Origin of the sequence: Algoriphagus taiwanensis, assembly GCF_036245645.1 — a bacterium.
Classification (GTDB): Bacteria; Bacteroidota; Bacteroidia; order Cytophagales; family Cyclobacteriaceae; genus Algoriphagus; species Algoriphagus taiwanensis.
This window is the reverse complement of the sequence record NZ_BTPE01000005.1, coordinates 338,096-361,734: the sequence shown is the minus strand read 5'-3', so window position 1 is coordinate 361,734 and position 23,639 is coordinate 338,096. Positions and strand designations below refer to the sequence as shown.

General features: G+C 45.1%; 17 protein-coding genes. 4 read left to right on the top strand and 13 right to left on the bottom strand.

Annotated features, from left to right (window positions below; genetic code table 11):
* The first annotated feature begins 34 nt into the window (after positions 1-34).
* Positions 35-469 (top strand): hypothetical protein, encoded by a 435-nt coding sequence (locus AAA938_RS09650; protein ID WP_338228485.1) that lies wholly within the window; start codon positions 35-37, stop codon positions 467-469.
* 83 nt (positions 470-552) lie between these two features.
* On the opposite strand, the gene AAA938_RS09645 is transcribed toward AAA938_RS09650, so the two are convergent.
* Both AAA938_RS09645 and AAA938_RS09640 read right to left on the bottom strand, forming a co-directional pair.
* Positions 553-1,158, bottom strand: coding sequence for a ribonuclease HII (locus AAA938_RS09645; RefSeq protein WP_338228484.1), 606 nt, complete (start codon positions 1,156-1,158; stop codon positions 553-555).
* Positions 1,127-3,802 (bottom strand): MGH1-like glycoside hydrolase domain-containing protein, encoded by a 2,676-nt coding sequence (locus AAA938_RS09640; protein ID WP_338228483.1) that lies wholly within the window; start codon positions 3,800-3,802, stop codon positions 1,127-1,129. Before AAA938_RS09640 ends, AAA938_RS09645 begins: the two co-directional genes overlap by 32 nt.
* Before the next feature lie 276 nt (positions 3,803-4,078).
* On the opposite strand from AAA938_RS09640, the gene AAA938_RS09635 reads away from it, so the two are divergent.
* Positions 4,079-4,444, top strand: coding sequence for a BlaI/MecI/CopY family transcriptional regulator (locus tag AAA938_RS09635; RefSeq protein WP_338228482.1), 366 nt, complete (start codon positions 4,079-4,081; stop codon positions 4,442-4,444).
* Entirely contained in the window at positions 4,444-6,654 is a 2,211-nt protein-coding gene (locus AAA938_RS09630) for a M56 family metallopeptidase (RefSeq protein WP_338228481.1), read from the top strand. Before AAA938_RS09635 ends, AAA938_RS09630 begins: the two co-directional genes overlap by 1 nt.
* A 3-nt stretch (positions 6,655-6,657) precedes the next feature.
* Here AAA938_RS09630 and AAA938_RS09625 read toward each other — a convergent pair whose 3' ends face one another.
* The 4 genes from AAA938_RS09625 to AAA938_RS09615 all read right to left on the bottom strand — a co-directional run bounded on the left by AAA938_RS09625 (position 6,658) and on the right by AAA938_RS09615 (position 9,504).
* On the bottom strand, positions 6,658-7,791 hold the full coding sequence (locus AAA938_RS09625; protein ID WP_338228480.1) for a glycosyltransferase family protein: 1,134 nt from the start codon (positions 7,789-7,791) through the stop codon (positions 6,658-6,660).
* On the bottom strand, positions 7,788-8,666 hold the full coding sequence (locus tag AAA938_RS09620; RefSeq protein ID WP_338228479.1) for a UDP-2,3-diacylglucosamine diphosphatase: 879 nt from the start codon (positions 8,664-8,666) through the stop codon (positions 7,788-7,790). Before AAA938_RS09620 ends, AAA938_RS09625 begins: the two co-directional genes overlap by 4 nt.
* A 198-nt stretch (positions 8,667-8,864) precedes the next feature.
* On the bottom strand, positions 8,865-9,296 hold the full coding sequence (locus AAA938_RS20285) for a putative toxin-antitoxin system toxin component, PIN family (RefSeq protein ID WP_420915736.1): 432 nt from the start codon (positions 9,294-9,296) through the stop codon (positions 8,865-8,867).
* Positions 9,280-9,504: a hypothetical protein gene (locus AAA938_RS09615; protein WP_338228478.1), complete on the bottom strand. Its 225-nt coding sequence runs from the start codon at positions 9,502-9,504 to the stop codon at positions 9,280-9,282. The genes AAA938_RS20285 and AAA938_RS09615 overlap by 17 nt, the downstream gene beginning before the upstream one ends.
* Before the next feature lie 158 nt (positions 9,505-9,662).
* On the opposite strand from AAA938_RS09615, the gene AAA938_RS09610 reads away from it, so the two are divergent.
* A complete protein-coding gene (locus tag AAA938_RS09610; protein WP_338228476.1) occupies positions 9,663-12,137 on the top strand; it encodes a S9 family peptidase in 2,475 nt (824 codons plus the stop codon).
* A 137-nt stretch (positions 12,138-12,274) separates the two neighbouring features.
* Here AAA938_RS09610 and AAA938_RS09605 read toward each other — a convergent pair whose 3' ends face one another.
* From AAA938_RS09605 to nrfA, 7 genes are all read right to left on the bottom strand, one after another.
* Positions 12,275-12,628 (bottom strand): hypothetical protein, encoded by a 354-nt coding sequence (locus AAA938_RS09605; protein ID WP_338228475.1) that lies wholly within the window; start codon positions 12,626-12,628, stop codon positions 12,275-12,277.
* A 104-nt stretch (positions 12,629-12,732) separates the two neighbouring features.
* Positions 12,733-13,497 carry a DUF6090 family protein gene (locus AAA938_RS09600; protein WP_338228474.1) on the bottom strand — a complete coding sequence of 255 codons (765 nt, stop codon included), beginning with the start codon at positions 13,495-13,497 and terminating at the stop codon, positions 12,733-12,735.
* 72 nt (positions 13,498-13,569) lie between these two features.
* On the bottom strand, positions 13,570-15,102 hold the full coding sequence (locus tag AAA938_RS09595) for an ArnT family glycosyltransferase (protein WP_338228473.1): 1,533 nt from the start codon (positions 15,100-15,102) through the stop codon (positions 13,570-13,572).
* A gap of 31 nt (positions 15,103-15,133) precedes the next feature.
* Complete coding sequence (locus tag AAA938_RS09590; RefSeq protein ID WP_338228471.1) at positions 15,134-17,560, bottom strand: poly(ethylene terephthalate) hydrolase family protein; 2,427 nt, start codon at positions 17,558-17,560, stop codon at positions 15,134-15,136.
* 132 nt (positions 17,561-17,692) lie between these two features.
* Entirely contained in the window at positions 17,693-20,797 is a 3,105-nt protein-coding gene (locus AAA938_RS09585; protein WP_338228470.1) for a cytochrome c biogenesis protein, read from the bottom strand.
* A gap of 13 nt (positions 20,798-20,810) precedes the next feature.
* Positions 20,811-22,133 carry an alginate export family protein gene (locus AAA938_RS09580; RefSeq protein ID WP_338228468.1) on the bottom strand — a complete coding sequence of 441 codons (1,323 nt, stop codon included), beginning with the start codon at positions 22,131-22,133 and terminating at the stop codon, positions 20,811-20,813.
* A gap of 11 nt (positions 22,134-22,144) precedes the next feature.
* Complete coding sequence (gene nrfA, locus AAA938_RS09575) at positions 22,145-23,638, bottom strand: ammonia-forming cytochrome c nitrite reductase (RefSeq protein ID WP_338228467.1); 1,494 nt, start codon at positions 23,636-23,638, stop codon at positions 22,145-22,147.
* Between the last annotated feature and the right edge of the window lies 1 nt (position 23,639).

Sequence of the window (23,639 nt, the reverse complement as noted above, 5' to 3'; positions counted from 1 at the left end):
AAAAATTTGGCAAAATTATTGCCGATTAGCCCGCATGAATCTTTCTTTAATCACCTCTATTCTCCTGCCTATATTCTTCTATTGGAATCAGGTTCAGTATAGCGAACTGTTAGGGACTTGGCAACTGACGTATTTTGATGGGATCGAAAAGATTGTCCATTCTCCTGAATACCAGAATGCTACTCCGATGCAGCGTGCTAATATGGATGCTAGGATCAAGTTTAGGCTTGAAAACACGGTGTATCAGTTTGAAGAAAAAGATGTACTCAAGTACATTGATTTTGTCAATCAGACGGTAGTACAGAAGAAAGCCAAAATCGAACTCAGGGATGAAAACATGCTGATCATTCATGATGAAGATGAGGACCGGCTTGCTAAAATTGTGGAGTTTAGTCCAAAGAAAATGGTTCTGTTGCCGATCAGCGCCACTTCCAAATCTGGGAAATTGGTCTTTGAACGTATCAAATAGAAAATTCAATCACCCCTATATAAACCAAAACCTCCGGAGATTCTTCGGAGGTTTTTTTATTGATGTCATGGTGCAGATATTAATCAAATCCCCAAATCCAACTGATTCTTGAGCAGCTGAAAGCTTCTGCGATGCCATATCGTGGGACCGAATTTTTCGATTCCCTCCCGGTGAGCTTGAGTCGGATATCCTGCATTTCTCTCCCAGGCAAAATTAGGAAACTCCTCCGCTAGCCCTTCCATCAGCTTATCCCGGTACACTTTCGCCAAGATGGATGCTGCTGCAATGGATGCAAATTTACCATCCCCCTTGATGACACAGGTGTAGGGAAGCTTCAAGTCAGATCTCCAGCGATTCCCATCGATCAGTAAATGCTCTGGCTGAACCGATAGTTGAAGGACGGCCCTTTTCATGGCCAAAAAAGAGGCATTCAGAATATTGATCTGATCGATTTCCTCCACGCTTGCCTCAGCGATAGCCCACGCCAATGATTTATCCTTGATCTCCTCGATTAGTTCTTCCCTGTTGGATTTGCTGAGCTTCTTGGAGTCATTGATCCATGGATTGGAGTAATCCGCAGGAAGAATCACCGAAGCGGCTACCACAGGGCCTGCCAAGCAGCCTCTTCCTACTTCATCACAGCCTGCTTCCAGTCGATTAGCTTCTAAATAGGGGAGTAGAGGAGACACTATGGTGAACTTTGCTGGGTTTATGGATTTTATGGATCATCTCAGCGACCAAGGCTGTCCAACCTGTCTGATGGGATGCACCCAAGCCTCGTCCGCTTTCTCCATGAAAATACTCATAAAAGAGAATGTAATCCTTGAAGTGAGGGTCTTCCTGGAATTTCTTGTTGTTGCCAAACACCGGGCGGTTTCCGTTTTTGTCCTGAGTAAACAAGCGAATGCATCGATTGGATAGCTCCTTGGCGATCAAATCAATGGTCAGGAAGTTGCCAGACCCCGTCGGATATTCTATCGAAAAATCACCTCCGTAGTAGAAGTCGAATTTCTTCAAAGACTCGATAATCAGGTAATTGATCGGAAACCAGATCGGCCCTCTCCAGTTGGAATTCCCCCCAAACATTCGGGTGGTGGATTCTCCCGGGGCATATTCAATGGAAAGCACATCCCCGTTGATTTTCATCGTGTAAGGATTTTTCTCATGGAATTTGGAAAGCGATCGGATTCCAAACTCGCTGAGAAATTCGTCCGAATCCAGCATACGGTAAAGCACGCTTTTCATCCGGTGGCCTCGAAGCAGGGAAAAGAGCCTCCGCTTGTCATATCCAGGCTGAATCCAGCTGGAGACCAGTGCGGCTAGCTTGGGCTTTTCGCTGAGGAAGAAGTCCAGCCTCTTTTTGAACTCAGGAAGATTATCAAAAAGGTCCTCCCTGATCGGTTCCACGGCAAAGAGCGGAATCAAGCCCACAATCGACCGTACCCGGAGTTTTTTCGGTTCTTTTCCCTGATAGTGAAAGACATCATAGAAGAAGTTGTCCTCGTCATCCCATAGAGAAATGTGTTCAGAGGAAATGTTGTTCATGGCCCCTGCGATATACAGGAAGTGCTCGAGGAATTTGGTGGCGCTAAACTGATAGACTGTATTGAACTCACAGAGATCCAGGGCAATTCTCAGCATGTTAAGCGAAAACATGGCCATCCAGCTTGTGCCGTCAGCCTGTTCGAGTTTGCCCTGATAGTATTGGGCGTGATTTCGGTCAAAGAGCGAAATATTGTCCAATCCCAAGAATCCTCCCTCAAAGATGTTGTTTCCTTCACTGTCCTTTCGGTTGACCCACCAGGTAAAGTTCAGCATCAGCTTGTGCATGGCGCGTTCCAAAAACTCCTGATCGCCCTTGCCATCATTCATTTTCTTGTCAATCTGATAGACTCGCTGTACGGCATAGGCATGCACAGGAGGGTTGACATCGGAAAAATTCCACTCGTAAGCTGGGATTTGCCCGTTGGGATGCATGTACCACTCATTAAGCAAAAGCAGGAGTTGGTTCTTGGCAAACTCCGGATCAATTCTCGCTATAGGAATACAGTGGAAGGCCAAATCCCAAGCCGCATACCATGGGTATTCCCATTTGTCGGGCATGGAGATGATGTCATAGTTTTGGAGATGCCTCCAATGGTTGTTTCTCCCCTTCTTTCTCTGGGCAGGGGGCTGATATCGGCCCGGGTCTCCTTCCAGCCAGCGATTGACATCGTAGTAGTAAAACTGCTTAGACCACATCAAGCCTGCAAATGCCTGACGCTGAATCATCCGGTGCTCCGGGTCAGTCACTCGATCCTGAATAAATGCGTAGAAATCATCCGCTTCTTTTTTCCTTTCGTCGAGAGTCTGCTCGCAAGAATCCAAGGGATTTTCTTCGATTTGATGCTGCATTCGCATCTTCACTTGCTTTTGGCCACCGGCAGGGATAGTCAGTTTGTAAATGGCCGCGGCTTTGGTTCCCTTGTTTTGTGGGTTCAAAAAGGCTGAATCTCCCGTGATTAGGTAATCGTTTATGGCGTCTTTCGGAAATTTCTTCTCATTGGGAATGTTGTAAAGACGCTGCCGGTTGGTCTCATTGTCACAGAAGGCGAGTTCTTGGTTGCCGCAAAAAGAGAAAATGTAGTTTCCGGACTTTGGGCTAAAGGCCTTTATGGAGTGGTCCCCAAGTTTGGTGATGTTGGGCATGAACGGTTCATGACCGGTAAACCAGGTTTTTCTAAACCAAATCGTGGGCATCACCCAGATTTCGGCATCTTCAGGGCCCCGGTTGTGGACGGTAGCTACTGCCACCAGGTCTTCCACATCGTTTTTTGCGTATTCGATAAAAATGTCAAAATACCGGTCCTCGTCAAAGATCCCTGTATCAATCAGCTCAAATTCAGTTTTAAGCTTACCGGCTTTCCGGTTTTCATCGATCAGTTTTTTGTAGGGAAATTCCGTCTGAGGATACTTATACAGCATCTTCATGTAGCTATGCGTGGGGGTGGAGTCGAGGTAGTAATAGATTTCCTTCACATCCTCCCCGTGATTTCCCTGATTACCCGTCAAGCCAAAAAGTCTTTCTTTGATGAAGGGGTCTTTTCCATTCCAAAAAGCCCAAGCCAGACATAGCTTCTGCTTGTGGTCAGAAATCCCGGCGATACCCTCTTCTCCCCAGCGATAAGCCTTGCTTCGGGCGTCGTCGTGGGTCACATTTTCCCAAGCCGCACCATCGGGACTGTAATCCTCCCGCACTGTTCCCCATTGGCGTTCGGTGAGGTAAGGACCCCATTTTTTCCAATGCTTTTTGCGGTCCTTATCTTCTTGTAATCGTATATGTTCAGCTGACATGTAGGTTCTCCTTGAGCAAGTTTCGAAATTATCAATTTCTGGGTATTTAAGCCGAAAATGCAGAATTGTGTTCAATTCATCTCGGTATTTTTTTCACTCATCCTGTAAATAAGACTGCTTTGATTTTCTGATTGGAAGAAAAAGAATCCTTGGAAATCGGTTTCCTGAAGGATTCTGGATTTTAACTGGATTTTTTCTCAGAGGGAGAATTTTTTTTATTCTACACTTGTAGAATTCAATAATCATTCTACATTTGTAGAATGAACAATAAGAAATATGCTGTCCAAAGCTGAAGAAGAATTGATGAATTACCTGTGGGAGCAGAAAAAGGCATTTTTGAAGGACCTGATCGAGGCCTATCCAGAACCTAAACCGGCTGTCACTACCGTTTCCACTTTGCTTAAGCGGATGCAGGACAAAAGATTCGTGGATTATAAGACGGAAGGAAAGGCCCGACTCTATTTTCCATTGGTATCCAAGGAGTCCTACTTTGGCCAACACCTACAAGGGCTGATCAAAAATTTCTTCAATGATTCTCCAGCCCAGTTTGCCTCGTTTTTTGCGAAGCAAACTCCCCTCACCGAGGCCCAACTCGAGGAGCTAAAGTCTCTGATCGATGACCAATTAAATCAAAAAAAGTAATGGAATACTTGTTCAAATCCATCCTTTGTCTGCTTCTGTTGCTGCTTTTTTACCGGCTGTTTTTGCACCAGGAAGTATTGTATCGCTTCAATCGATTTTTCCTTTTGGCAGCGGTCATCGGGTCTTTCCTTATTCCTCTGATCACTTATGAGGTTGTAAAAGAAGTGCCAATGGATGAGGTTTCCGGGGTGATTTATCCTGAGGAGAGCTATTCTGGCGAATTTCAGGAAGCTTCATTGCCGACCGATGTTGAGCCTGTAATTTCCAGTCCCAAGGCTGAATTTCCCTGGAAGTGGATTTTATGGGGTGTTTACCTTGTAGGAGTTGCGGTTTTTCTGATTCGATTTGTCAGGAATATTAAGTTCATCCGGGATCAGATTAAGAATAATGTCCTAGTCACTTACCGAAAGGAGACTTTGGTTTTATTGGATGCAGAGACTCTTCCGTTTTCCTTTCTCAAGTATATCTTTTTTCACAAAAAGACCTATGAAACTGCCGGGATTCCCGAGGCGGTATTCTTGCATGAGCAGTGCCATGTCAGGGAAAAGCACAGTTGGGATATTTTATGGCTTGAGTTTTTACTGATTCCGTTTTGGTTTCATCCCGGATTGCATTTGGCACTTCAGGCCATCCGGCTGAACCATGAGTTTATTGCGGACCGGGAAGTAATCAAGGAAACTCCGGTCCAAGAGTATCAGCATCTCCTTGTCTCTATTCTTTCCGGGCAAAATGAATTTTCACTCGGAAGCCGTTTGAATTTTTCCCTCACCAAAAAACGATTCAAAATGATGAAGAAAACCTCGAAACCCGGAATTCAAATCCTGAAAATAGGCGCTTTAGTTGCCTTTTTGGGAGTAATTGTGGCTGTTTTTGCGAAGAAAGTAGAGGTAAATGTGGCTGCTGAAGATTTGCAAGCGGGAAATGAACTTGCCAATCCCCAACAGCCAAAGATATTATCTCTGAAAGTATCCAGTTCTGGGGATGTTTTTCTGGAAAATGAAAAACTAACACGAGAAGAGCTTTCCAATCACTTGGCCAGTCTGAAAGGGGAGGAATTGGTGGTGTCTTTGAATGCAGAACCCGGAATGGAAATGGGAGACGTTTCTGATCTTCAGGAGCTATTGCTGGCGCATAATGTCCGAAGAATTTACTTTCAAAAGGCAAGTAATCAAACCGAGATAGCGGAAGAGGACCCTGATAAGGAAAGATATTACCGGGATGCAATTTTCCTGATCGAAAGTCAGGATATGGAATACACCCAAAAAAGTTATTCTCAACTCTCAGAGGCACAAAAAGCAGGGCTCTTGTTTAAAAATAAACCAGTCCAAAAGAAAACTCCTGAGCCTGAAGCTTATGAATTCTGGAAAAATAAGGATGAAGTGGCCCTTTGGATTGACGGTAAACCGGTGGATAATTCAGTGTTGGCTACTTTCAAGCCCGAAGATTTTGTATGGGCATTCCAGTCCCGGGTTTTCCCTAATGCAAGATCTGAAAAATACCCTCAACCCTATCAGGTTCATTTGTACAGAGAGGCATATTATGAGCAGGAATTAGGTCCATCCTCAGCGATGTTCCAGCCTAGAACCAATCAAGATACGATAACCCTGACTCAGAGGAATATTACATCTTACAAGGATTTGTCCAGATATCCGGACCCAACCACAGCCTACCTTCAGAAAAATGCTAAGTATGAAAAGCTCAAAGGTTCTGAGGATGCGTATTCCCCTATGGTCAAGGCAGAATTGGAGGATCTTTACCAAGAATTGAAATCGACTTACGATCAAGCTCCTGCAAACAGGCAGAAGCGGTTGGTCAAGCCTTTACCTCCAAATATTCCTGCAAGAAGAAAAGATTCGAGCAACGAGGAAATCACCAAGGTGTCAACTGATCCTAATTTGGTTTCATACTCCTTGGCTTTCTCTCCTCAGTCTCAGAGTAAAGCGCTTAAATCCTACATCCAGCTTTATGGGGAGTACCAAACCAAGGCCTATGAAAACCGACTCTTTTCCAAATGGACTCAGGAAGAAATCCATCAGTTAGAAAGCCAATTTGAGGAGCTTCGCACACTTTATTCCAGCCTGACCCTGAAGGAAAGACCACAAGTGCAGCGGGTCAATTTTCCTTTCTTCAGATTGGAAAAAGACGGGAAGACTATCTACAAGAAAATCGAAGAACTGACTGAGGAAGAGAGGAAGAGCATGAACTGCTAAACTTTACCCGAAAGCGGGTTTTGGACCCATCGTGGCTGAATTGCCGGTGATTTGTTGCTTTTCCTCCGCTTGGGATATCAGTTTTCGAAAAAGTTCAGGCCAGGAATCCACCCATTCCTGATAGATTAAGGATGCTTCGGCATCCTTTTTTTCTGCCATTTCCAATTTGGAAAAATCGAAGTTTTCAGAAGCAATTCCGGCCCCGGAGGCGACTGCATCCAAGGCATTGCAAGCCTGCTCATATTGTCCTGCGACGGGGATCATCATTACAGGCTTTCCCAAATACATCGCTTCGCAGACGGATTCGAATCCAGCAGTACAGACCAGTCCCTTGCATGCGGCCATATCTTCCAAAAAGCTCCTGTCATTGACCCGATGAAAGCTCAGGTTGCTCAGAGGATGCTCGATATCCGCAGCATCTTTTTTATCCCAATAGGCTTTGATCTGGAGATGGGGGTTTTTGGCAGCAAATCCTTTCACTTCCTCACCATATCCGGGGTTGACCATATAGGCGAGGTAAAAATTAGCATTCTTGATTGGAAGGGTTTTGATTTCCTTCCTCAGCAGAGGAGGAAGGACTTTAAGTTTATGGTTTGTGGATTTGGGTAAAAAGGAAAGTGCCAAAACCTCATCTGCCCCTAAGGCTGTGATTTGGGTATTCAATCGGAAAAGCATGCGCTCCAACGGTCTCTTGGGAGCAAAAACAAACTCCGGATGGGCTGAAAGGTATTGATGCCCGATCACCCAATAGGCTGCTTTGGGCCTGAAAAGGAAGGAATACAAACCTCCCAAAAGATCATAAAAATTCAGAATGATGTCAGGATTGAGGCTTTTTACAGTTTGATCGATTTGTTGGAGGCTTTTCCAAAAAACGGGGACCTTGGTCAGATTTTTCCGGATGGTTTTTCCCAACAGAATTTTTTTCTCAGCTCCGTCTGCCTCAAAGTTTGGGCTTTCCAATAAGCTGACAGGAGCTTGTATCTCTCGGATAAAAAAGTCCGGGATCGTTCTTCTTTTGCTTTTGCCTACCAAAACACAGAGTAATTCATGTCCTTGCCTTTGAAGCAGGTTGGAAAAAGCGATGGCTTGGGTCATATGCCCTCTGCCTTCTCCCTGTACGATAAAAAGGAACTTCATCCGATTCGAAAAGTAGGTGGATTCAGATCCTCTCCCGGACGATCAAAAGCGACTTTTTTCATGGGGAGCAAGTCATTTTCAGGCAGATCACTTTCCTTTTTAAACTGAGATATTTCAGGTGTTTGCAATTGTTTAAAGTCGATTTCATTGTAAAAAATCAGCTGCCAATTGCCCTCATGGTCTTCAGCCAAGGCACTCATCGTTTCTACCCAATCTCCGGAATTGAGGTAGTGGATTCCATCGATCATTCGGTTTTCTGCTTGGTGAATGTGTCCGCAGATAATCCCGTCACAGCCCTTTGCTCTTGCCATTTTTGCCAATTCGGTTTCGTATTGGTCGATGTAGGAAACTGCGGATTTCACTTTGGATTTCACATAGCGGGAAAGGGAAAAATAGGGCAGTCCGCGCTTAAACCGGTAATGATTAACCACCCGATTGAGCCAAAGGAGAAAGGTGTAGCCCATGTCACCGAGATAGGCAATCCATCGGAGGTGGGTGGTGATACTGTCAAAAATATCCCCGTGAGTGATGAAATATTTTTTCCCGTTACTCTCATAGATCAGGTCGGTTTGGATGCGGAGATTACCAATCTGAAGAGGCAGAATCTGATCCAAAAAGTCATCATGATTGCCCCGTAGGTAGTAGACTTGGGTGTGATGGTTTTCCATCATCTTCAGGACCCGATTGAAAAAACGGGTGTGTTTCCGTTTCCAGCTACCAGATTTTTTGAGTTGCCAGCCATCGATTATATCTCCATTGAGGATGAGATGGTCGCAGCGGTACTGCTTGAGAAAGCGGGCGATTTCTTTTGCTTTCGCTCCTTTGGTGCCTAGATGGACATCCGAAATCACCAGTGTTTTGAAGTGAGTTTTCACATTCTTGGTTTTTTCAAAACTACACCGAGCATATCAATCCAATATGTTTAGGTTGTTAAGTATTTGTTTTGATTTCCAAAGAATATTTGGTTAAAGTGAATTAAAGGTTAAGTGAATAGGAGGTAGGGAGTTGGGAGGAAATCCAAATTGATAGTTCCAACCTCCGATTGAAGTTGGAAATAAGACTGATAAAAAATTCTAAATCGATTGTGAAGTTCTTTTAAAAAAATCGAAGGGGCTGATTATTTTCGTTTGATGAAACTGGTCCAAAATCAGCAAATCATTGTCTCCAGAGATTAGGAATTGAGCTTCAGAAATATAGGCGAGGTCCAAAAATTTGTTGTCGTTAGGATCTCGGCAAACATTAAAATTCTCCTTGGGATAAAAGAATCTGGATACTTGCATTATCCTCTCAAAAAACTCTTGTCTTTGGGCTTGGCTTAGGTATTTATCAAATTTCTTACGACCTAATACTTCTTTTAATTCGAGAAAAGTATCCTTTGAGAAACAGAGATCACCAGATTTTATGGCTTTTTGAAGCGAATAGGAGGGAATTGAATTTTGAATCAATGCACCACTAATAAGTGTGTTTGTGTCAAAAATAAAAAGTAAGCTAGTGGAGGATGTCATCCAAAATATCTTGGGTAAGGCCTTTATTCTTCATCTCTTCTTGAAGGGATTGGAGGTAGGTCAAAACCTGCTTTTTCTCTTCTCCTCCGGAAAGTAGTTGCTCGATTTGTGTTTCCAGCACTTGTGAAATTTCAATTTTTAACTCCTCAGAGGCATTTTGCCAAGCCTTAGCCAATTGAGCTTTTACAGGAATACTAATTTTTTCCATTTCTTTTTCGGTTTGTTTAAAGTTACGATTTCTAAAGCTCTCAGGGTGAAAAGGCTTTTATTTTTTTGAATATCAAGATCAGCTCGAAACTTTTACGCAAGCGGTCTAGAGGCTAGGGATCCATAAGTTAGTTTCGTGACAAAGAAAAATAAACTCAAATGAGGAAAGTAATACTAGTGATGGGCTTGATTCTGGCGGCTGTGTCAGGATATGCCCAAGAGAAGATTTACCCGGGAAATTATGAGTTGGCGGCTCGATTTTCACCGGAAAAACTGAGAAAAATGATCTTTTCGACCAGTGTGGATCCGCACTGGATGAAGAAGTCTGATCGCTTTTGGTACGAATACGAAACCAGCGATGGAAAGCGCTGGTATGTAGTCGATCCGGTTAGAAGAACGAAAACAGAGCTTTTTGACCGGGATAAACTGGCTGCTGAAATCACCAAAGCAGTCAAAGATCCTTTTGACGGACAGCACCTCAAGCTGGATGATCTGAAGCTGATGGAGGATGAAAATACCATCCGATTCAAAGTGAAGTCCACAGCAGATGTCCTCAAGTCCGACTGGGCCGAGATCAAGGAGAAGAACAAAAATGCCAAAGACTCCATGGAAAAGAAGGTGCACACCTTTCTTTTCAATATCGGTTCCCAAACTTTGACGGAGATCGAAACTGAAAAAGACCCCAAGCGTCTTTCTTGGGCCAATATTGCTCCGGACTCCTCCAAAGTGGTTTATTCCAAAAATTTCAACCTCTACTGGATGGATAAGGAAAACTTCCTGAAGGCGGTAAAGGATGAAAAGGACTCCACCCTTGTCGAAAATCAACTCACCACTGATGGCGAAAAGGACTACGAATACGGCTGGGGAGGCCGTGGAGATGACAATGTGGAGGAAGAAAAGAAGAAAAATGACCGCAAGCGAGTGGGGGTGCTCTGGAGTACGGATTCCAAGCAGTTTATCCTCACACGAACTGACCAAAGACAAGTGAAAGATCTCTGGGTCATCCACAATACCCGGGATCCAAGACCGACATTGGAAACTTACAAGTATGCCATGCCGGGAGAAAAAGAGCAGCCACAGACTGAGTTGTTGCATTATTCTTTTGATTCCCAAGAGCTGAAAAAGCTCCCTATTTCCACTTTCAAGGACCAAACCGTCAGCCTTTGGTCCACCACTCCTCCTGCCAATACCCGGGATGATGATTTCAGACCAGCTACCTGGTTGGGAGATTTGGATGAGTTTTACTTTGCGATTACCAGCAGAGATCTGAAGCGGGTGGATGTGGTTCGTTGGAATCTGGCTACCGGCCAAAAAGAAGTAGTAATCGAGGAGAGAAGCAATACCTACATCGATTTTGAAAAGATTGAAATCGTAGGTAATGAGCTCGTATGGTGGTCAGAAAGAGACGGCTGGGGCCATCTCTATTTGTATGACAAAAACGGAACCTTGAAACGACAGTTAACCTCCGGTCCCTATCATGTCGGCGGAATGGCTAGAGTGGATGCTCGAAACAGAAGAGTCTATTTTGTAGCCAATGGAAGGGAGAAAGGAGAAGACCCTTACTATGAGCATTTGTACAGTGTTTCAATGGATGGCGGAAATGTCAGCTTGTTGAATTCAGGTGATTTCAATCACAGCATAGAGATCAATGACAATGCTTCCTTCTTTGTTAGCAATTTTTCCCGGGTGAATACCACTCCAGTCTCTGTCCTGATGGATCGAAATGGGAATAAGGTGATGGAATTGGAGACTGCAGACCTAAGTCAGCTTTTTGCTGCAGGCTATCAGTTCCCTGAACCTTTCAAGTTTAAGGCGGATGATGGAATCACCGATTTGTATGGGGTGATGTACAAGCCTTTTGATTTTGACTCCACTCGTCAATACCCTTTGGTACAATACGTGTATCCCGGTCCCCAAACCGAGGCGGTGAATAAATCCTTTGGACGAGGAATGGACCGAACAGACCGATTGGCCCAATTTGGTTTTGTAGTCGTGACTTTGGGTAATCGAGGAGGTCATCCTGCCCGGTCCAAGTGGTATCACAATTATGGCTACGGAGACCTGAGAGATTATGGGTTGGCGGATAAAAAAGCGGCAGTGGATCAATTGGCAGACCGCCATTCTTTCATTGACCGCAACCGCGTGGGCATTCACGGACATTCAGGAGGTGGATTTATGTCCACCGCAGCAATGTTGGTCTACCCGGATGTGTTCAAAGTGGCGGTTTCCTCGGCAGGAAACCATGAAAACAACATCTATAACCGCTGGTGGTCAGAAAAGCACCACGGAGTAAAAGAGGTCATCACTCCCAAAGGAGATACGACTTTCGTCTATCAAATCGAAAAGAACCCGGATTTGGCAAAAAATCTAAAAGGTCACTTGATGCTCAGTACGGGAGACGTGGACAATAATGTGCATCCTGCCGGTACGATCCGAATGGCGGAGGCGCTGATCAAAGCCGGGAAGCGCTTCGAGTTTGTGATTTTGCCTGGTCAAAGACATGGTTACGGAGATATGACCGAGTATTTCTTCTGGAAAATGGGAGATTATTTCGTGCGTCACCTCTTAGGCGACAATACGCCGCCACCTGTGGATATGATTGAAATGCAGCGGGATAAGCCGAAGGATAAGTAGGCGGTTTACAGTGAGCAGGTTTCGGGTATTTATCTGAGGGAATCTATGCCATCTGTGAGCTAAAAAAGCTGATTAAAAACAGGAAAGCCCGGTTTCAAGATGAAATCGGGCTTTTTTATATCTTGGAGTGAATGCTGCTAGTCGTAATTTTTGATCAGAATGGGATAATTCTCCGAGTCTTCTAACTCTTTGATCGGCATTCGGCTTTGGGGGTCGGGTAATTTATAAGTAGGCATTCCTACTCTAAATTTCGGGTTGGGTGTCACAAATTTTGACCCGGTAGGGTTTAGGCTTTTCGGTAAAAACATAACCCCACTGTCCAACAGGATCCCTCCAGAATAAAGAGAATCTGTTTTGAATTCAGGAATGAATTTCCAAGAGTTCAACAGGGTGTCTTTTTGGGATTTATTGAGGGTGTCTATTTTTTCTTGCGCAAAAGTCCATCCTAGGGTTCCTAAAAAAAGGACAAAAAAGCTTGAAATGATTTTCATGGCAGGTGCAATTTGGTGGAATAGAATACAATACGTAATAAAATATATTTAGTTTGGCTAACCTTGTCAAGGCCTTATTTTTCTTTTTCTTTCCTTTTTTTCATCTAGCCTTTAATTTCTTTTTCAATCAATCCCAAAATAGATTCCAGCTTTTCCAGAAGGGGAAGGTAGTGAGCCTCTTCCGTGGCCTGAGTGGTAAGGATGAAGGTCAGGAGTCGATTTTCGAAGGACACGGATTCCAAAATCTTCAGATTACTTCCGGAAAAATCCCCGTTTGGAATCCCCAAATCCTGAGTCACTTTGACATCTTCAAAGACTTTTCTGATGCTGTAGCCTTCTTGGTCAAAAATGCTGACCACATTTTCCCGCTGCAAGCTTAACTCCTCTTCTTGACTTCGGATGTCTTCCAAAGTAGCCATCCAGTCGGTGAGTGATTTTCTCAGTTCAGGATTGGAAAGGTCTTTCAAGCTACCCGAACTGACCATTTCAGTAAGCAGGGAGTTGTTGGGATTGAAAGAAATCTCAAAAGCCAAGGCTTCAAATACCCATTGGGAAAACTGTTTTTCTTCAAGATTCGGGTCTTTGGGATCTGCCTGAATGATCTTCTTGGCACTTTCCAGATTGTTTCGGTTGACCTTGATCAGTTCTTGGAGTTTTGCCCGGCTGATTAGAAAATCCTCTTTTAATCCGCTAAGATAAACCTGCTCTTTGACCTGATTTTGTCGCTTGAGGTTATTGTTATTGATAGCTAAGGCAATCATAATCCCGATGACGAGGAGGATTACTTCGCCTAAAGCATAGAGAAGATATTTTTGGATTTTTCCCTTAGCGAGGATCTCTTTTCTGAATTTCCGGAATAGCCTGCTCATAAAAATTGCTGATTTAGGAAGGTCTAACCTAAGGCATTCCAGTAAAAAAGCCTGAGAATAATGGAATTTTTGTCAGGGTGTGTCTCCCTCCCAACCCCTTTTCTCTTCCCGGATTTCTGCTTTAAGAACTGAGTTCACATCTCCTTTGGCTCCTTGAAGTAAATAGACTGTGGTGCCGGATTCTCGGGCCAATGGATGGGAGACGTGGCCGATCTCTGTGTAGGATTCAAAAAATCCCTTTTCCTGTTCGGTTAAGGGTTCTTCTGCCACCCTTACCAAAATCAAGTGTCGAATCGGTTCCTCGAGATCAAACCAATACAGGTAATCCGCATTCATGGTGAAGGCTTCCAGACCGGGAGTTTTGGAATAAAAATTAATCGCTCCTGCTTCCCCATAATTTCCGCAGAGCACCAAAACCCGCCCGGGCTCCTTGATTTGGGCTACAGCTTGGTCCACCAAGCTTCCCAATTCGCTCCAGCCCAGCATATCGGCAAAGTCCTGAGGAAGGGGATACTCTTTCCCATCTTCCCAGCGATTGAGGCCGAGCTTGGCATAATTTGGAGGAGAAATCAATATCTTCTCGGGCCCAACAGTGGGATGAATTAAATTGAATGCAGGCAGGAAAAGGAGGATAGGAAGTGCCAATGCCACCGGTCGAAGTTTCCTTATCCATCCGTTTCTACTCATCATCTCCAGACTGAAAGCCGATAGGGCCAACAGAGTTGGATAAAGTCCCAGGGCATAGTACCCTTTGGCCTGAAAAAATGCCAGAATCGCCAAGGTCACACCGGCAGAAAGCAAAACCCAGCGATAAGGTTTTCCCCAATCCGAAATCAAAAGTCCAATCAGGCCCGGGAGTATGAGAAGAAGGGATGGGTAAATGAATAGGGCCTGTTCTGCCAAAAAACCTACAGCACTGTTATTGACCAATTGGTATTGCTGAAGCAATCTCATGTGGGTAAGCACGGGAAAGCCGTGGGTGATTTGCCAGAGAAGATTGGGGAGAAAAAGCAAAAATGCCAATCCAAGCCCTCCATAAAGGTGTTTGATTTTAAAGATCTTGGGCTTCATCAAAAGCAACGAGAGTAGGATTCCCAATCCTAGAAAAGCAATGGAATACTTGTTTAGCATACCCATGCCAAAGGCCATTCCCATCAGGTATAGCCATTTGGGGCGTTGACTTGCCTCCCATCGGATCAGGGAGTAAAAAACCCAAGTCCAGCACAAAATATCCATCGCATTGGGCTGGTAAAGGATATTTACCCGGATCATGGCAGAGCAAAGGAGAAAGATAGCTGCCAGACTTTGGGCAAAAAGCCCACCTCCCAACCGCTTGACCAGATCCCAAGCCAAAACCAAGGTCAATACCCCATACAAAGCCGGAAAAAACCTCACCCAAAACTCTCCACCACCCAGCCATTGGATCAGGACCGAATTCCAGGAAGTAAAGGGCGGAACAGAAAGATATCCCCAAGCCAGATGCTTGGCTTGGTCCAAATGCAGAAACTCGTCCCGCTGCAAATCATAATCTGGATGTACCGCTAGGTATTGTATCGCCAATTTGGCGAGGATGAAAAAGAGTAGAAGGAGAGGTTCTTTTTTCATAAAAGAAACTGATGTAGATTGGACAGCCAGGCTATCGGGCTTCTGGAAGTTTGGGCATCAATCCGACCTGATCCAATACCACTACTCCATGCTCTGACTGGTCAAAGACAAAGTGGATTTTTTGGAGCTTTTCCAGCTGAAAATCTGGGTTTCGAGAAGCCAGTTTTTCCAAATCAAACTGGAAAATCTGGAAGATACTTTCTGTCTCATCTTTATCATCGAGAAACTGGATTTTCATTACTCGAGATTGAATCAAGCGCTGAAGAGGGGAAAATTCACTCAAAAGAAATGAAATTTTTCCACCATCGGCGTCCACTAGCTCCAAGGTAAAATCCAGTGGTGTCAGTGGTTTTTCTTCCTCATCCTCCTCTTGCTCTTCTTCCTCTTGCACTTTCTCTTTTTCCTCCGGCTCAGCATCTTCTTCTTGGGTTGGTTCTTCTTTATTCTCGTTGTTGTTTTTTATCCATTTTCCGTCACTTTTTGGATTGGAGCTTTCTTTGGATTCTGCCAGAGAAAAAATCAACACCGAACTTGAATCAGGCCGAAATGATTCCGGACCCAGATTGAGGGTATAGCTTGCCCGGATAGAATCTGGCAAGTTCGGCTTTTCCTCCGCTTCCCAGTCCAGACTGTCTTCGCCGAATTCTTCATAGTTCCAGCCCAGGAATACCGCCCGGGTCCCTTTCAATCCGTATTTAGGTATGACTTCTCCTTCTCTCCAGACACTCAGATTTTCTCCTTTGGCCTTTCCTCCCTCTCCAATCGACAGCACATCAAAATCCTCATCGTACCCTGCCCAAAACCGACTTCTTGAATCCTCAAACTGATTAAGATAAATTGTCTCAGGCAGCCAGTTTCGGCCTTTTCTCGCATCCAAAAAAAGAGGGAGATATTCGTATTTCTGATTTAAGGTAGCTTCCAGAAAAGCACTGATGTAGACCTTGGCAATGGTTTCCTGGTCTTTGGGATCCATGAGTTGACCGCGGTTGAGGACACCCGAGAAGGTTGCCAGCATATCATTATCCCCCCAGCTGGAATTGAACTGCCCGTGGTTGGCATTGCCGATGTACAGGCCGGATTTGAATCGATAGACCGAATCGGTAAAGGTGATCCGCTCGAATTGCTTGGCTCCGTCGAAGGATTCCACATCTTGATCCTGGGCTCCATGGATGGTCAGATAGCTAACGTTGGAAAATTGGGTCAGGCTGCTTCCGGGTTTGTATTGCCCGTCTACCGGAGCGATGGCAATGACCGATTGGATACCAAAGTGATAACCCAAAGGAATGGTCGCATCATCCGGGTAGTAGTCCATTTGGTTAAGCATGGCTGCATGTCCTACCGCTTCCCCTCCCCGGGAATGCCCGATCAAAGACAGCTTTTCCATATCAATCATCCCAAAAAGCTCATGGGAAGTGTCCTGATTCCAGTCTTTCCATTGCCTCAGATGCTCCAACAGCAGCCAGCCTCGCGCATCATTTTCCTTTTCCAAACCATCCGGCATATCTGACCAGGATCCGTTGATGAAGTTTTCATCGACAGATACCACAATAAATCCCCGGGAAGCCAGTAATTCTCCCAGATATTCATAGCCGGGGTCCGAAAAATCCAGCATGGGATGATTGCCATGTACGATCAAAACCAATGGAAAAGGCCCCTTGCCTTTGGGTTTCCAGACACGACCATTCAGTGGCAGTTCCCTGAAATCAAATCCCCACCTCCAGGTTCGGTATTTTCCGGAAAATCCCTCCCAATTATCCAAGAAAGCGGTTCCATCCACAGGCTGGGTTTGATATTTTACCCCTTGATTAAACTCCTCCCTTAGCTTGTCCTTTCCTGAACCATAGGTAAAAAACTCCACCTCGTAGCTTCCCGGACTGCCGGGAGATTCCATTTCCAATGGAGTTATGTTGTCTTCTGAAAGTTGAGCGGCATTGATTATCGGCTTCATATCCAAGCCAGGGATAGCAAGGAAATACAAGAAAGAACCGGCTCCTGCCAAGCCAATTACCAGGCCCAAAATGGCGATGGATTTTTTTGGTAATGTGAGCTTTTTGAAATGCGAGCGACGAAAAACTGCGAATCCAGCGCCTAAAAGGCAAAAAACCACGAAAAGAAACAGGGCAATCCGCTGATCTCCCAATCGGGCCAAGAGCAGGAGAGGGATGGCGATCAGGAGGGAGATTTTATAGGCTTTGGGGATTTCGTGAAACTTCCCAATCAGCCAATTTCCCAAATAGGCCAACAAAACAGAGGCTAGGACGATCAATGCCCCATAAACTAGGATCCATGGATCGGCAAAGTTGATGGACATGCCTAATACTTCCAACACAAAGACTAAAACCGAACCAACCAATAGGCCGATCCCTGCGCCTTTGATGGCGAAGTCTCCGGGTTTGATTTTATTGAAAAGTCGGGAAATCCAGTTTTTAAGTCGGAGAAAAAGAGTTTTTACTGACATGGAAAAGGGGCTTTTATTCCAGAAAGTAAGGATTTTTTGAGAAAAGCCCTTTTTCCTCAAACGCAAAAGAGAATATAAAAGCTATCTCCCGGAGAATCGTGGCTTTACCCCGAGAGAATGGATCTTGTTTTTTTATATTTTCAGTTTTTCTTTTTCCTCCCAAGTCAGCTTTTGGAATTTCCAGAAACCCAAAACAGAAACAATCAGGAGAATACCCAAAGTCCAAAATACCCAAGTCGGAACAGGAACCGGATCTCCCTTGGCGTAGGAGTGTAGACCAGAAAGGTAGTAATTGACACCGAAGGAAGTCATCAAGATTGAAGAAAAGGCCCACAAACTCGTCAAGTCAAAAACCAATGCGGAGCGTGTGGCCGGCACCAATCTCAGGTGGAGGACGATAGCATAAACTACAACAGAAATCAATGCCCATGTCTCCTTGGGATCCCAAGCCCAATACCTTCCCCAGCTTTCGTTAGCCCAGACACCACCCAGAAAAGTGCCGATAGTTAGTAAAAACAGACCAATTGTCATAGATAGCTCATTTACGGCAATGAGTTCTTTTTGAGCCTTCCACCAGGTGGATTGGGGATTTTTGGGTTTGAAAATCAGGAAGAATAAGCACAAAAGCCCGATGATCGCCGATAAGGCCAAGGGAGCATAGCCGCTCACAATGATGGCGACATGGATTTTCAGCCAATACGAATTCAGCACAGGCATGAGATTGGTGATTTCTGGATTGAGCCAATCCAAGAAGCTTACAAAAAGCAGGGTGCCGGAGAACAACAGCGCCAAAGGAATGGTGAATTTGGACTTGGACGAGAAGACCAGGCCAAAAAGCAAGACTCCCCAAGCCACAAATACCAACATTTCAAACCCATCACTCCAGGGGGGATGCTTTGCGATAAACCAGCGAAGGGCAAGGTGAAATGTAAAAGTCAACCATCCTATCCAGGCCAGCCAAGTTCCTGTTTTGATCAGTTTTTCAAGAAGTTTCCCTTCTTTAAAAAGCTGAATGATGCCAAGGATAAGCATGACCAAACCCAAAATCCAAAAAACACCAAACAGGCGATTTCCCAGATTAATCCGGGTATATACTAGCTCCGCATCAATCAAAATTTGATCCGGATAGACTTCCTCTCCAGCCTTTCTTTGGTACAGGTCAATGTAGCTCAAGGTCTCATTTGCCTGCGTCCAGTCTCCGGATTCCAAGCCTTCCAAAAGAGCCTGCAGATACATGGGGCCGATGTTTTTAACAAAGACCCCATCTTCCTCCTCAAACCCTTCATTGAATTGCTGACCGGTAAACCAAGTCTGATTGTCATCCAGTCGGTTGGGGTAAATCTTCAAAAAGTCCCCGATGAGCACTCCATAGAAAATATTAAATCGCTCGTCTACTTTCAAGAGTTCGTTGTGTCCCTCTGTCCGCTGGGAAGGTTTCAGTTGATTGGCTTCTTCCACCTGAGCAGATAAAAGATAGGCTCCTTCTGCCCCCACCAGATCAGCAAAACTGATAAAGGAACTTGGGCTTTTGCCTAGAATCTCGAAGATTTCAAAGGATTTTTGGGCATCAATTTTCAGGATCGGGATCTTGGTCCAGGTTTCTGGATCAAGTTGGGCGGCAAGCAGGAATTGTTCGGGACTCAGTTCGATTTCACTGTCCGACTGGTCTATTTTTAGACGCGATTTTCCATGGATTTTTCTCAGAATCTCATGAGCTAGGGTATTCAGTGGCTTCATTCTCCCGTCTAAATCCTGCACAATCAACCTTCCATAGGCAGAGGCTTGTTCTTCGGGAATTAGGTGAATTTTTGGTTCTTCCTGAGCATAGGCAGAGGCTTGCAAGCACAGCAAAAGGAAAAGTACCACGTAAGTGCCATTTAATTTGCCTAGCTTATTCAATAGACTTTGGAATCGGCTTCCTTTGGCAAAAAGCGTCCAGACCATCCCAAGTGATAGCAGAAAATAACCCAAATAGGTCAGGTAGGTGCCCGGTCGGTCTTGATTGATGGAGAGGACAGTGCCTCGTTCATCGGAGTCGTAGGAGGATTGATAAAATCGGTATCCACGATAGTCCAGGACATTGTTCATGAATATCCGGAAGGGCCAAGGGTCTTCCTCCCCGTCCAAAATCATCACTTCACTGGCATAGCTGGATGGGCTGGTAGAGCCGGGATAGCGCTCCAACTGGAAGTCATTCAGGTGGAGGGAAAAGGGTAAGGTTTGGGCCTTGGGGCCATAGGTAAATTGATAAGTCTTGCCTTGGAACTCAAAGTCGACCCATTCAGGATTGCGGTTGACTTTCAGAAAATAGCCGCTTTGGATTACTTGCTTGGAGTCATTTAGGATGGATATTTTTACTCCATCAAGCAGGTTTTTGGCTAGTTTTTCATCCGGTTCAGGACTGAGGATTTTTTGTACATTTTCCTGAATAGAGCGCACGACGAGAGCTCCTTCATCCCACTGGTAAAGCGTACGTAATTTTAAAGGAGCAGTCTGTGCCGAATCCTGAGCTCCCATATTTTGCGTAGCCATTTCCATCAATTGGAGGTCAAAGGAAGCTTGAATAAGCCAAGTAGTGTCTGAAGGGAAGAGCTGGATTTGGGCTTCGGGGTTTTGTGCGGTGCTCAAGAGCAATTCACCAAGCTGAAGAGTTTGACCTTTTTTTAGTGTAAAATCCTGACGGTTTCCATTTTGTAAAAGCGATACTTCCAAGAGGGTATCTTCCCCCGGTCCGTAGCCGATATTTGCCCCCTTGATGTATTCTTCGGATTTGAAAAAGAATGTATCACCCTCTAGTACCACCGGAAATTCCTCTACTTCGAACATCTTCGGAATAAACTCTTGTGGTGTTTGGTAAAAGTTACCCGAAAGGTCTCGGATCTGAAGGTAATTTTCGGCAGAGTAAAAGGTGTTTTGGGCCTGTCCCTCTCGAATGTGAATGACTCCTTCCCTGCTGAAATACCTAGTAACACCAGCCCCAAGGATGATTAGCACAAAGGCTAAATGGAATAACCCAACCGCAAACTTTTCCTTGGACAGTAGGCGGTACTTATTAACATGACTTAAAAAATTCACTGCCAACCAGCCCATACAAAGCTCAAACCACCAAGCCTCATATACCAGATTTCTGGCCACAAGAGTACCGTAGTCATTTTCGATAAAAGTGGCCACTCCCATAGAAATGGCCAAGATCAAAAGTAGGATTAAGCTAGTTTTGGTTGAAAAAAGAAATTTCATTCAGAAATGGAAATTATTGAAGTACTCCGATAAACTTGGCCTTAGAGGTGGGTCTAAAGACCACCATCAAATAAGCCCAATTTTGCTGGTTCTGCAACTGGCCTATTTGAAGAGATCTCATGGTGTCGGAAAGAAAATACTGGCTGTATCCCCCTTGGATCGATACAGCTTCGTGAAGAATCCATCCAAAGGTAAAGTCCAATTCGGATCCTAGATTTTTGCTTTTACTGGAAATACCGGACTCGGATGGGAGGATGGTTTCTGCATAGGCGGAAAAGGAATGCCAATCGGTCTGAACCCAAAATTTCGGACTAAATTCGTATCTGCTTCGGATAAAGAGGTCCTTCAGACCCACTGAATTTTCCCAAGTATTGCCAACAAAGAACCAATCGATGTATCCATTGTAGAGGTGGTTGGTGCCATATTGTAGGGTGAAAGATTTGTTCTTGTCACCTCCGGAGGCATCTGTTCCGCTGATGACTTCATATCCGGCAGTGGCTCTCCATCTTTTTCCATCCTCTCTGGTCATCAATACCTGGCTGATTTGCCCGCTGGCATTGAAGGCTGACACTTTTTTACCTGCTACATCTTCTCCAAACTGGGAATAAAAGTATCCGCTGAGGGTGGTGTTTTTGAGGGTGGTTTTCAAGGTAGGGATTCCTAAGGTCTGTCTGAAGCGTACCCCTTGGTCGGTTACATTTCCGTTGGCATCCTTTGTGGACCACTGTCTGCCTTCATTCCAAAACAAAAGAGAAAAGTCCACTTTGCCCAAGACATTTTCATAGCGGATCAGTTGGGCAGTACGATATTGATTGGGGACGGTATACAGGTTGCCGGTGAGCTTTTGTGCATCCTGATTGAACCCTCCACCGAAGTGAAGTTTCATTTTTTCTTGTTCGAATTTCACCAGAGCAAAGTCATGAGACCTGGCTTGTAAAGCCCAATCCAGATTTCCCAAAAAGCGGAAATTGTCGTAATTCAATTCTTGTCTACCCAGTTTTACTTTCCAGTATTCCCCCAAGTTTACTTCACCCCATGCTTCGTGAAGGGAAAGAAAATCATCTGAAATATTGGCTTGGGAGGTGCTTCCCCAAGTTCTGACATCTTGGATACTCATGTAGAAACTGAATTGATCCATTTTGTATCCTGCCTGCAATCGGGCCCTGTGGGCTATAAAACCTGCAGGATCCAGACCTTCTGCGATGGGACGGTTGTATCCGTTTCTGAATTCGCTTCGGACTAGAATCTGTCCGTCTACGGTAAATTGGGCAAAGGATTGCAAGGGGACCAGCAGGCTGAGAGCTGCCAGTCCAACAAGGGTATAAAAAGATTTCATCGGATGAAGGGTTAGTTGCTACTGATGGTTTTTACAGGTTTTTGGCTTTCTCGAGCTTTTCCTTCTTTAAGCCACTGAGGGACTACTTGATCCAAAAAGGTTTGTTTGGCGGCCTTTTCTTTGGGTATATCTAATCCAATGTAGGCTTGGAGACTTTCCTTGCTGGTAAAGTCAGGCATGGGAACGGGCTGATTATATCCCAAAGTTGCCAAAAGTCTGGTGATCTCGATCCGGGTCTCTTGAATCAAGTCTGTGGCTGAAGTAACAATTCGGCTAGTTTCCAAAGGAGCATGAAAAGCCGCTCCATGAGAAGCTACCGAATAATCCCATCTCCACTGGGCATGCCGGATACCCTGCTGAATGGAGGCAAGTTGAGCTTCTGTGGCCCCCAATTCTATAGCTTTGGCGGTTTCGATGTGGGCCATGGCGATCAGTCGCTGGAGTTTGGTCGTGCCCTCCTTAATTTTACGCTGGCGCTCGTACACGTCGGTTACCAGATCTTCCACCTTTTCCCGATGGCAGACAAAACAGGAATTCTCCACATTGGATAGCGGGGAACCGATGTGGTGATTGGTGAACTTTTGGCCCCCTTCGGTCTGATAAGGCATGTGGCAATCTGCACAGCTCACTCCGCGCTTGGCATGCACACCCATTTCAAAAATTTCGTAATCGGGATGTTGGGCTTTGAGCATTGGAGTCTTGCTCAAAGGGTGTGTCCAATCTGAAAACTGGGCCTCATCGTAGTATTTCTCCACATTTTCCACATCCATCCCGTCTTTCCATGGGAAAGTCAGGTATTGGGCATTTTCCAAACCTGGCTTTTTCTTGTCAAAATAGTATTCAACGTGGCACTGAGCGCAAACTAAGGATCGCATTTCCTGATGGGAAGCCTGATTGATGTCCTTGCCCATAGCCTCAAAAGCCTCGATCAAGGCAGGGCGAGTAATTGTCAGCTTCATGGTCTCCGGATTGTGACAGTCGGCACAGCCGATCGGATTGATCACTTGGGAGCCAAAGTCGGACCACTTGTGGCTATAGAATTCCGAGACTCCGATCTCACTCATCAGCCTTGGGACGTCTGTACTTTTGCAAGTCCAGCAAGTAGAGGGCATGGGGCCTTCACCCGGAGCCATTGGGGCACCAGTTCTGAGTGTTTTATTAATGTCTTCTACCGCCCAGAAATGTCCTTTTGGGGCATTGTAATCCTTGCTAAATCCATATCCAGCCCAAAGGATCACCAATTCAGGGTCAGATTCCAGCATGTCCTTGTGGCCGGAAGTGCCATACATGCTATGGAAAGTGGTGTCTTGCGTCTTTTGGTAAGACTGGTATTGTCTGGGATAATTAAGTCCCCATACCGAATCCCGGGGCTCAATGCCTTCCAGCTGTACTTTGGGCTGGTAGGCATATTTTGCCTCGGATTTTCTTTCAAAAATATTGACGGCCAGCAAGCCCAATAGGAAAGCAGCCGCGGCGGTTACAAGAAAAAGGATCCAGTTCTTCATA

What these genes read in the sequence shown, in the direction of transcription:
- AAA938_RS09635 (WP_338228482.1), top strand. Translation starts at nt 4,079, where the DNA reads ATGCTGTCCAAAGCTGAAGAAGAATTGATGAATTACCTGTGGGAGCAG.
- AAA938_RS09650 (WP_338228485.1), top strand. Translation starts at nt 35, where the DNA reads ATGAATCTTTCTTTAATCACCTCTATTCTCCTGCCTATATTCTTCTAT.
- AAA938_RS09625 (WP_338228480.1), bottom strand. Translation starts at nt 7,791, where the DNA reads ATGAAGTTCCTTTTTATCGTACAGGGAGAAGGCAGAGGGCATATGACC.
- AAA938_RS09595 (WP_338228473.1), bottom strand. Translation starts at nt 15,102, where the DNA reads ATGAAAAAAGAACCTCTCCTTCTACTCTTTTTCATCCTCGCCAAATTG.
- AAA938_RS09580 (WP_338228468.1), bottom strand. Translation starts at nt 22,133, where the DNA reads ATGAAATCTTTTTATACCCTTGTTGGACTGGCAGCTCTCAGCCTGCTG.
- AAA938_RS09640 (WP_338228483.1), bottom strand. Translation starts at nt 3,802, where the DNA reads ATGTCAGCTGAACATATACGATTACAAGAAGATAAGGACCGCAAAAAG.
- AAA938_RS09585 (WP_338228470.1), bottom strand. Translation starts at nt 20,797, where the DNA reads ATGAAATTTCTTTTTTCAACCAAAACTAGCTTAATCCTACTTTTGATC.
- AAA938_RS09630 (WP_338228481.1), top strand. Translation starts at nt 4,444, where the DNA reads ATGGAATACTTGTTCAAATCCATCCTTTGTCTGCTTCTGTTGCTGCTT.
- AAA938_RS09605 (WP_338228475.1), bottom strand. Translation starts at nt 12,628, where the DNA reads ATGAAAATCATTTCAAGCTTTTTTGTCCTTTTTTTAGGAACCCTAGGA.
- AAA938_RS20285 (WP_420915736.1), bottom strand. Translation starts at nt 9,296, where the DNA reads ATGACATCCTCCACTAGCTTACTTTTTATTTTTGACACAAACACACTT.
- AAA938_RS09600 (WP_338228474.1), bottom strand. Translation starts at nt 13,497, where the DNA reads ATGAGCAGGCTATTCCGGAAATTCAGAAAAGAGATCCTCGCTAAGGGA.
- AAA938_RS09610 (WP_338228476.1), top strand. Translation starts at nt 9,663, where the DNA reads ATGAGGAAAGTAATACTAGTGATGGGCTTGATTCTGGCGGCTGTGTCA.
- nrfA (WP_338228467.1), bottom strand. Translation starts at nt 23,638, where the DNA reads ATGAAGAACTGGATCCTTTTTCTTGTAACCGCCGCGGCTGCTTTCCTA.
- AAA938_RS09590 (WP_338228471.1), bottom strand. Translation starts at nt 17,560, where the DNA reads ATGTCAGTAAAAACTCTTTTTCTCCGACTTAAAAACTGGATTTCCCGA.
- AAA938_RS09615 (WP_338228478.1), bottom strand. Translation starts at nt 9,504, where the DNA reads ATGGAAAAAATTAGTATTCCTGTAAAAGCTCAATTGGCTAAGGCTTGG.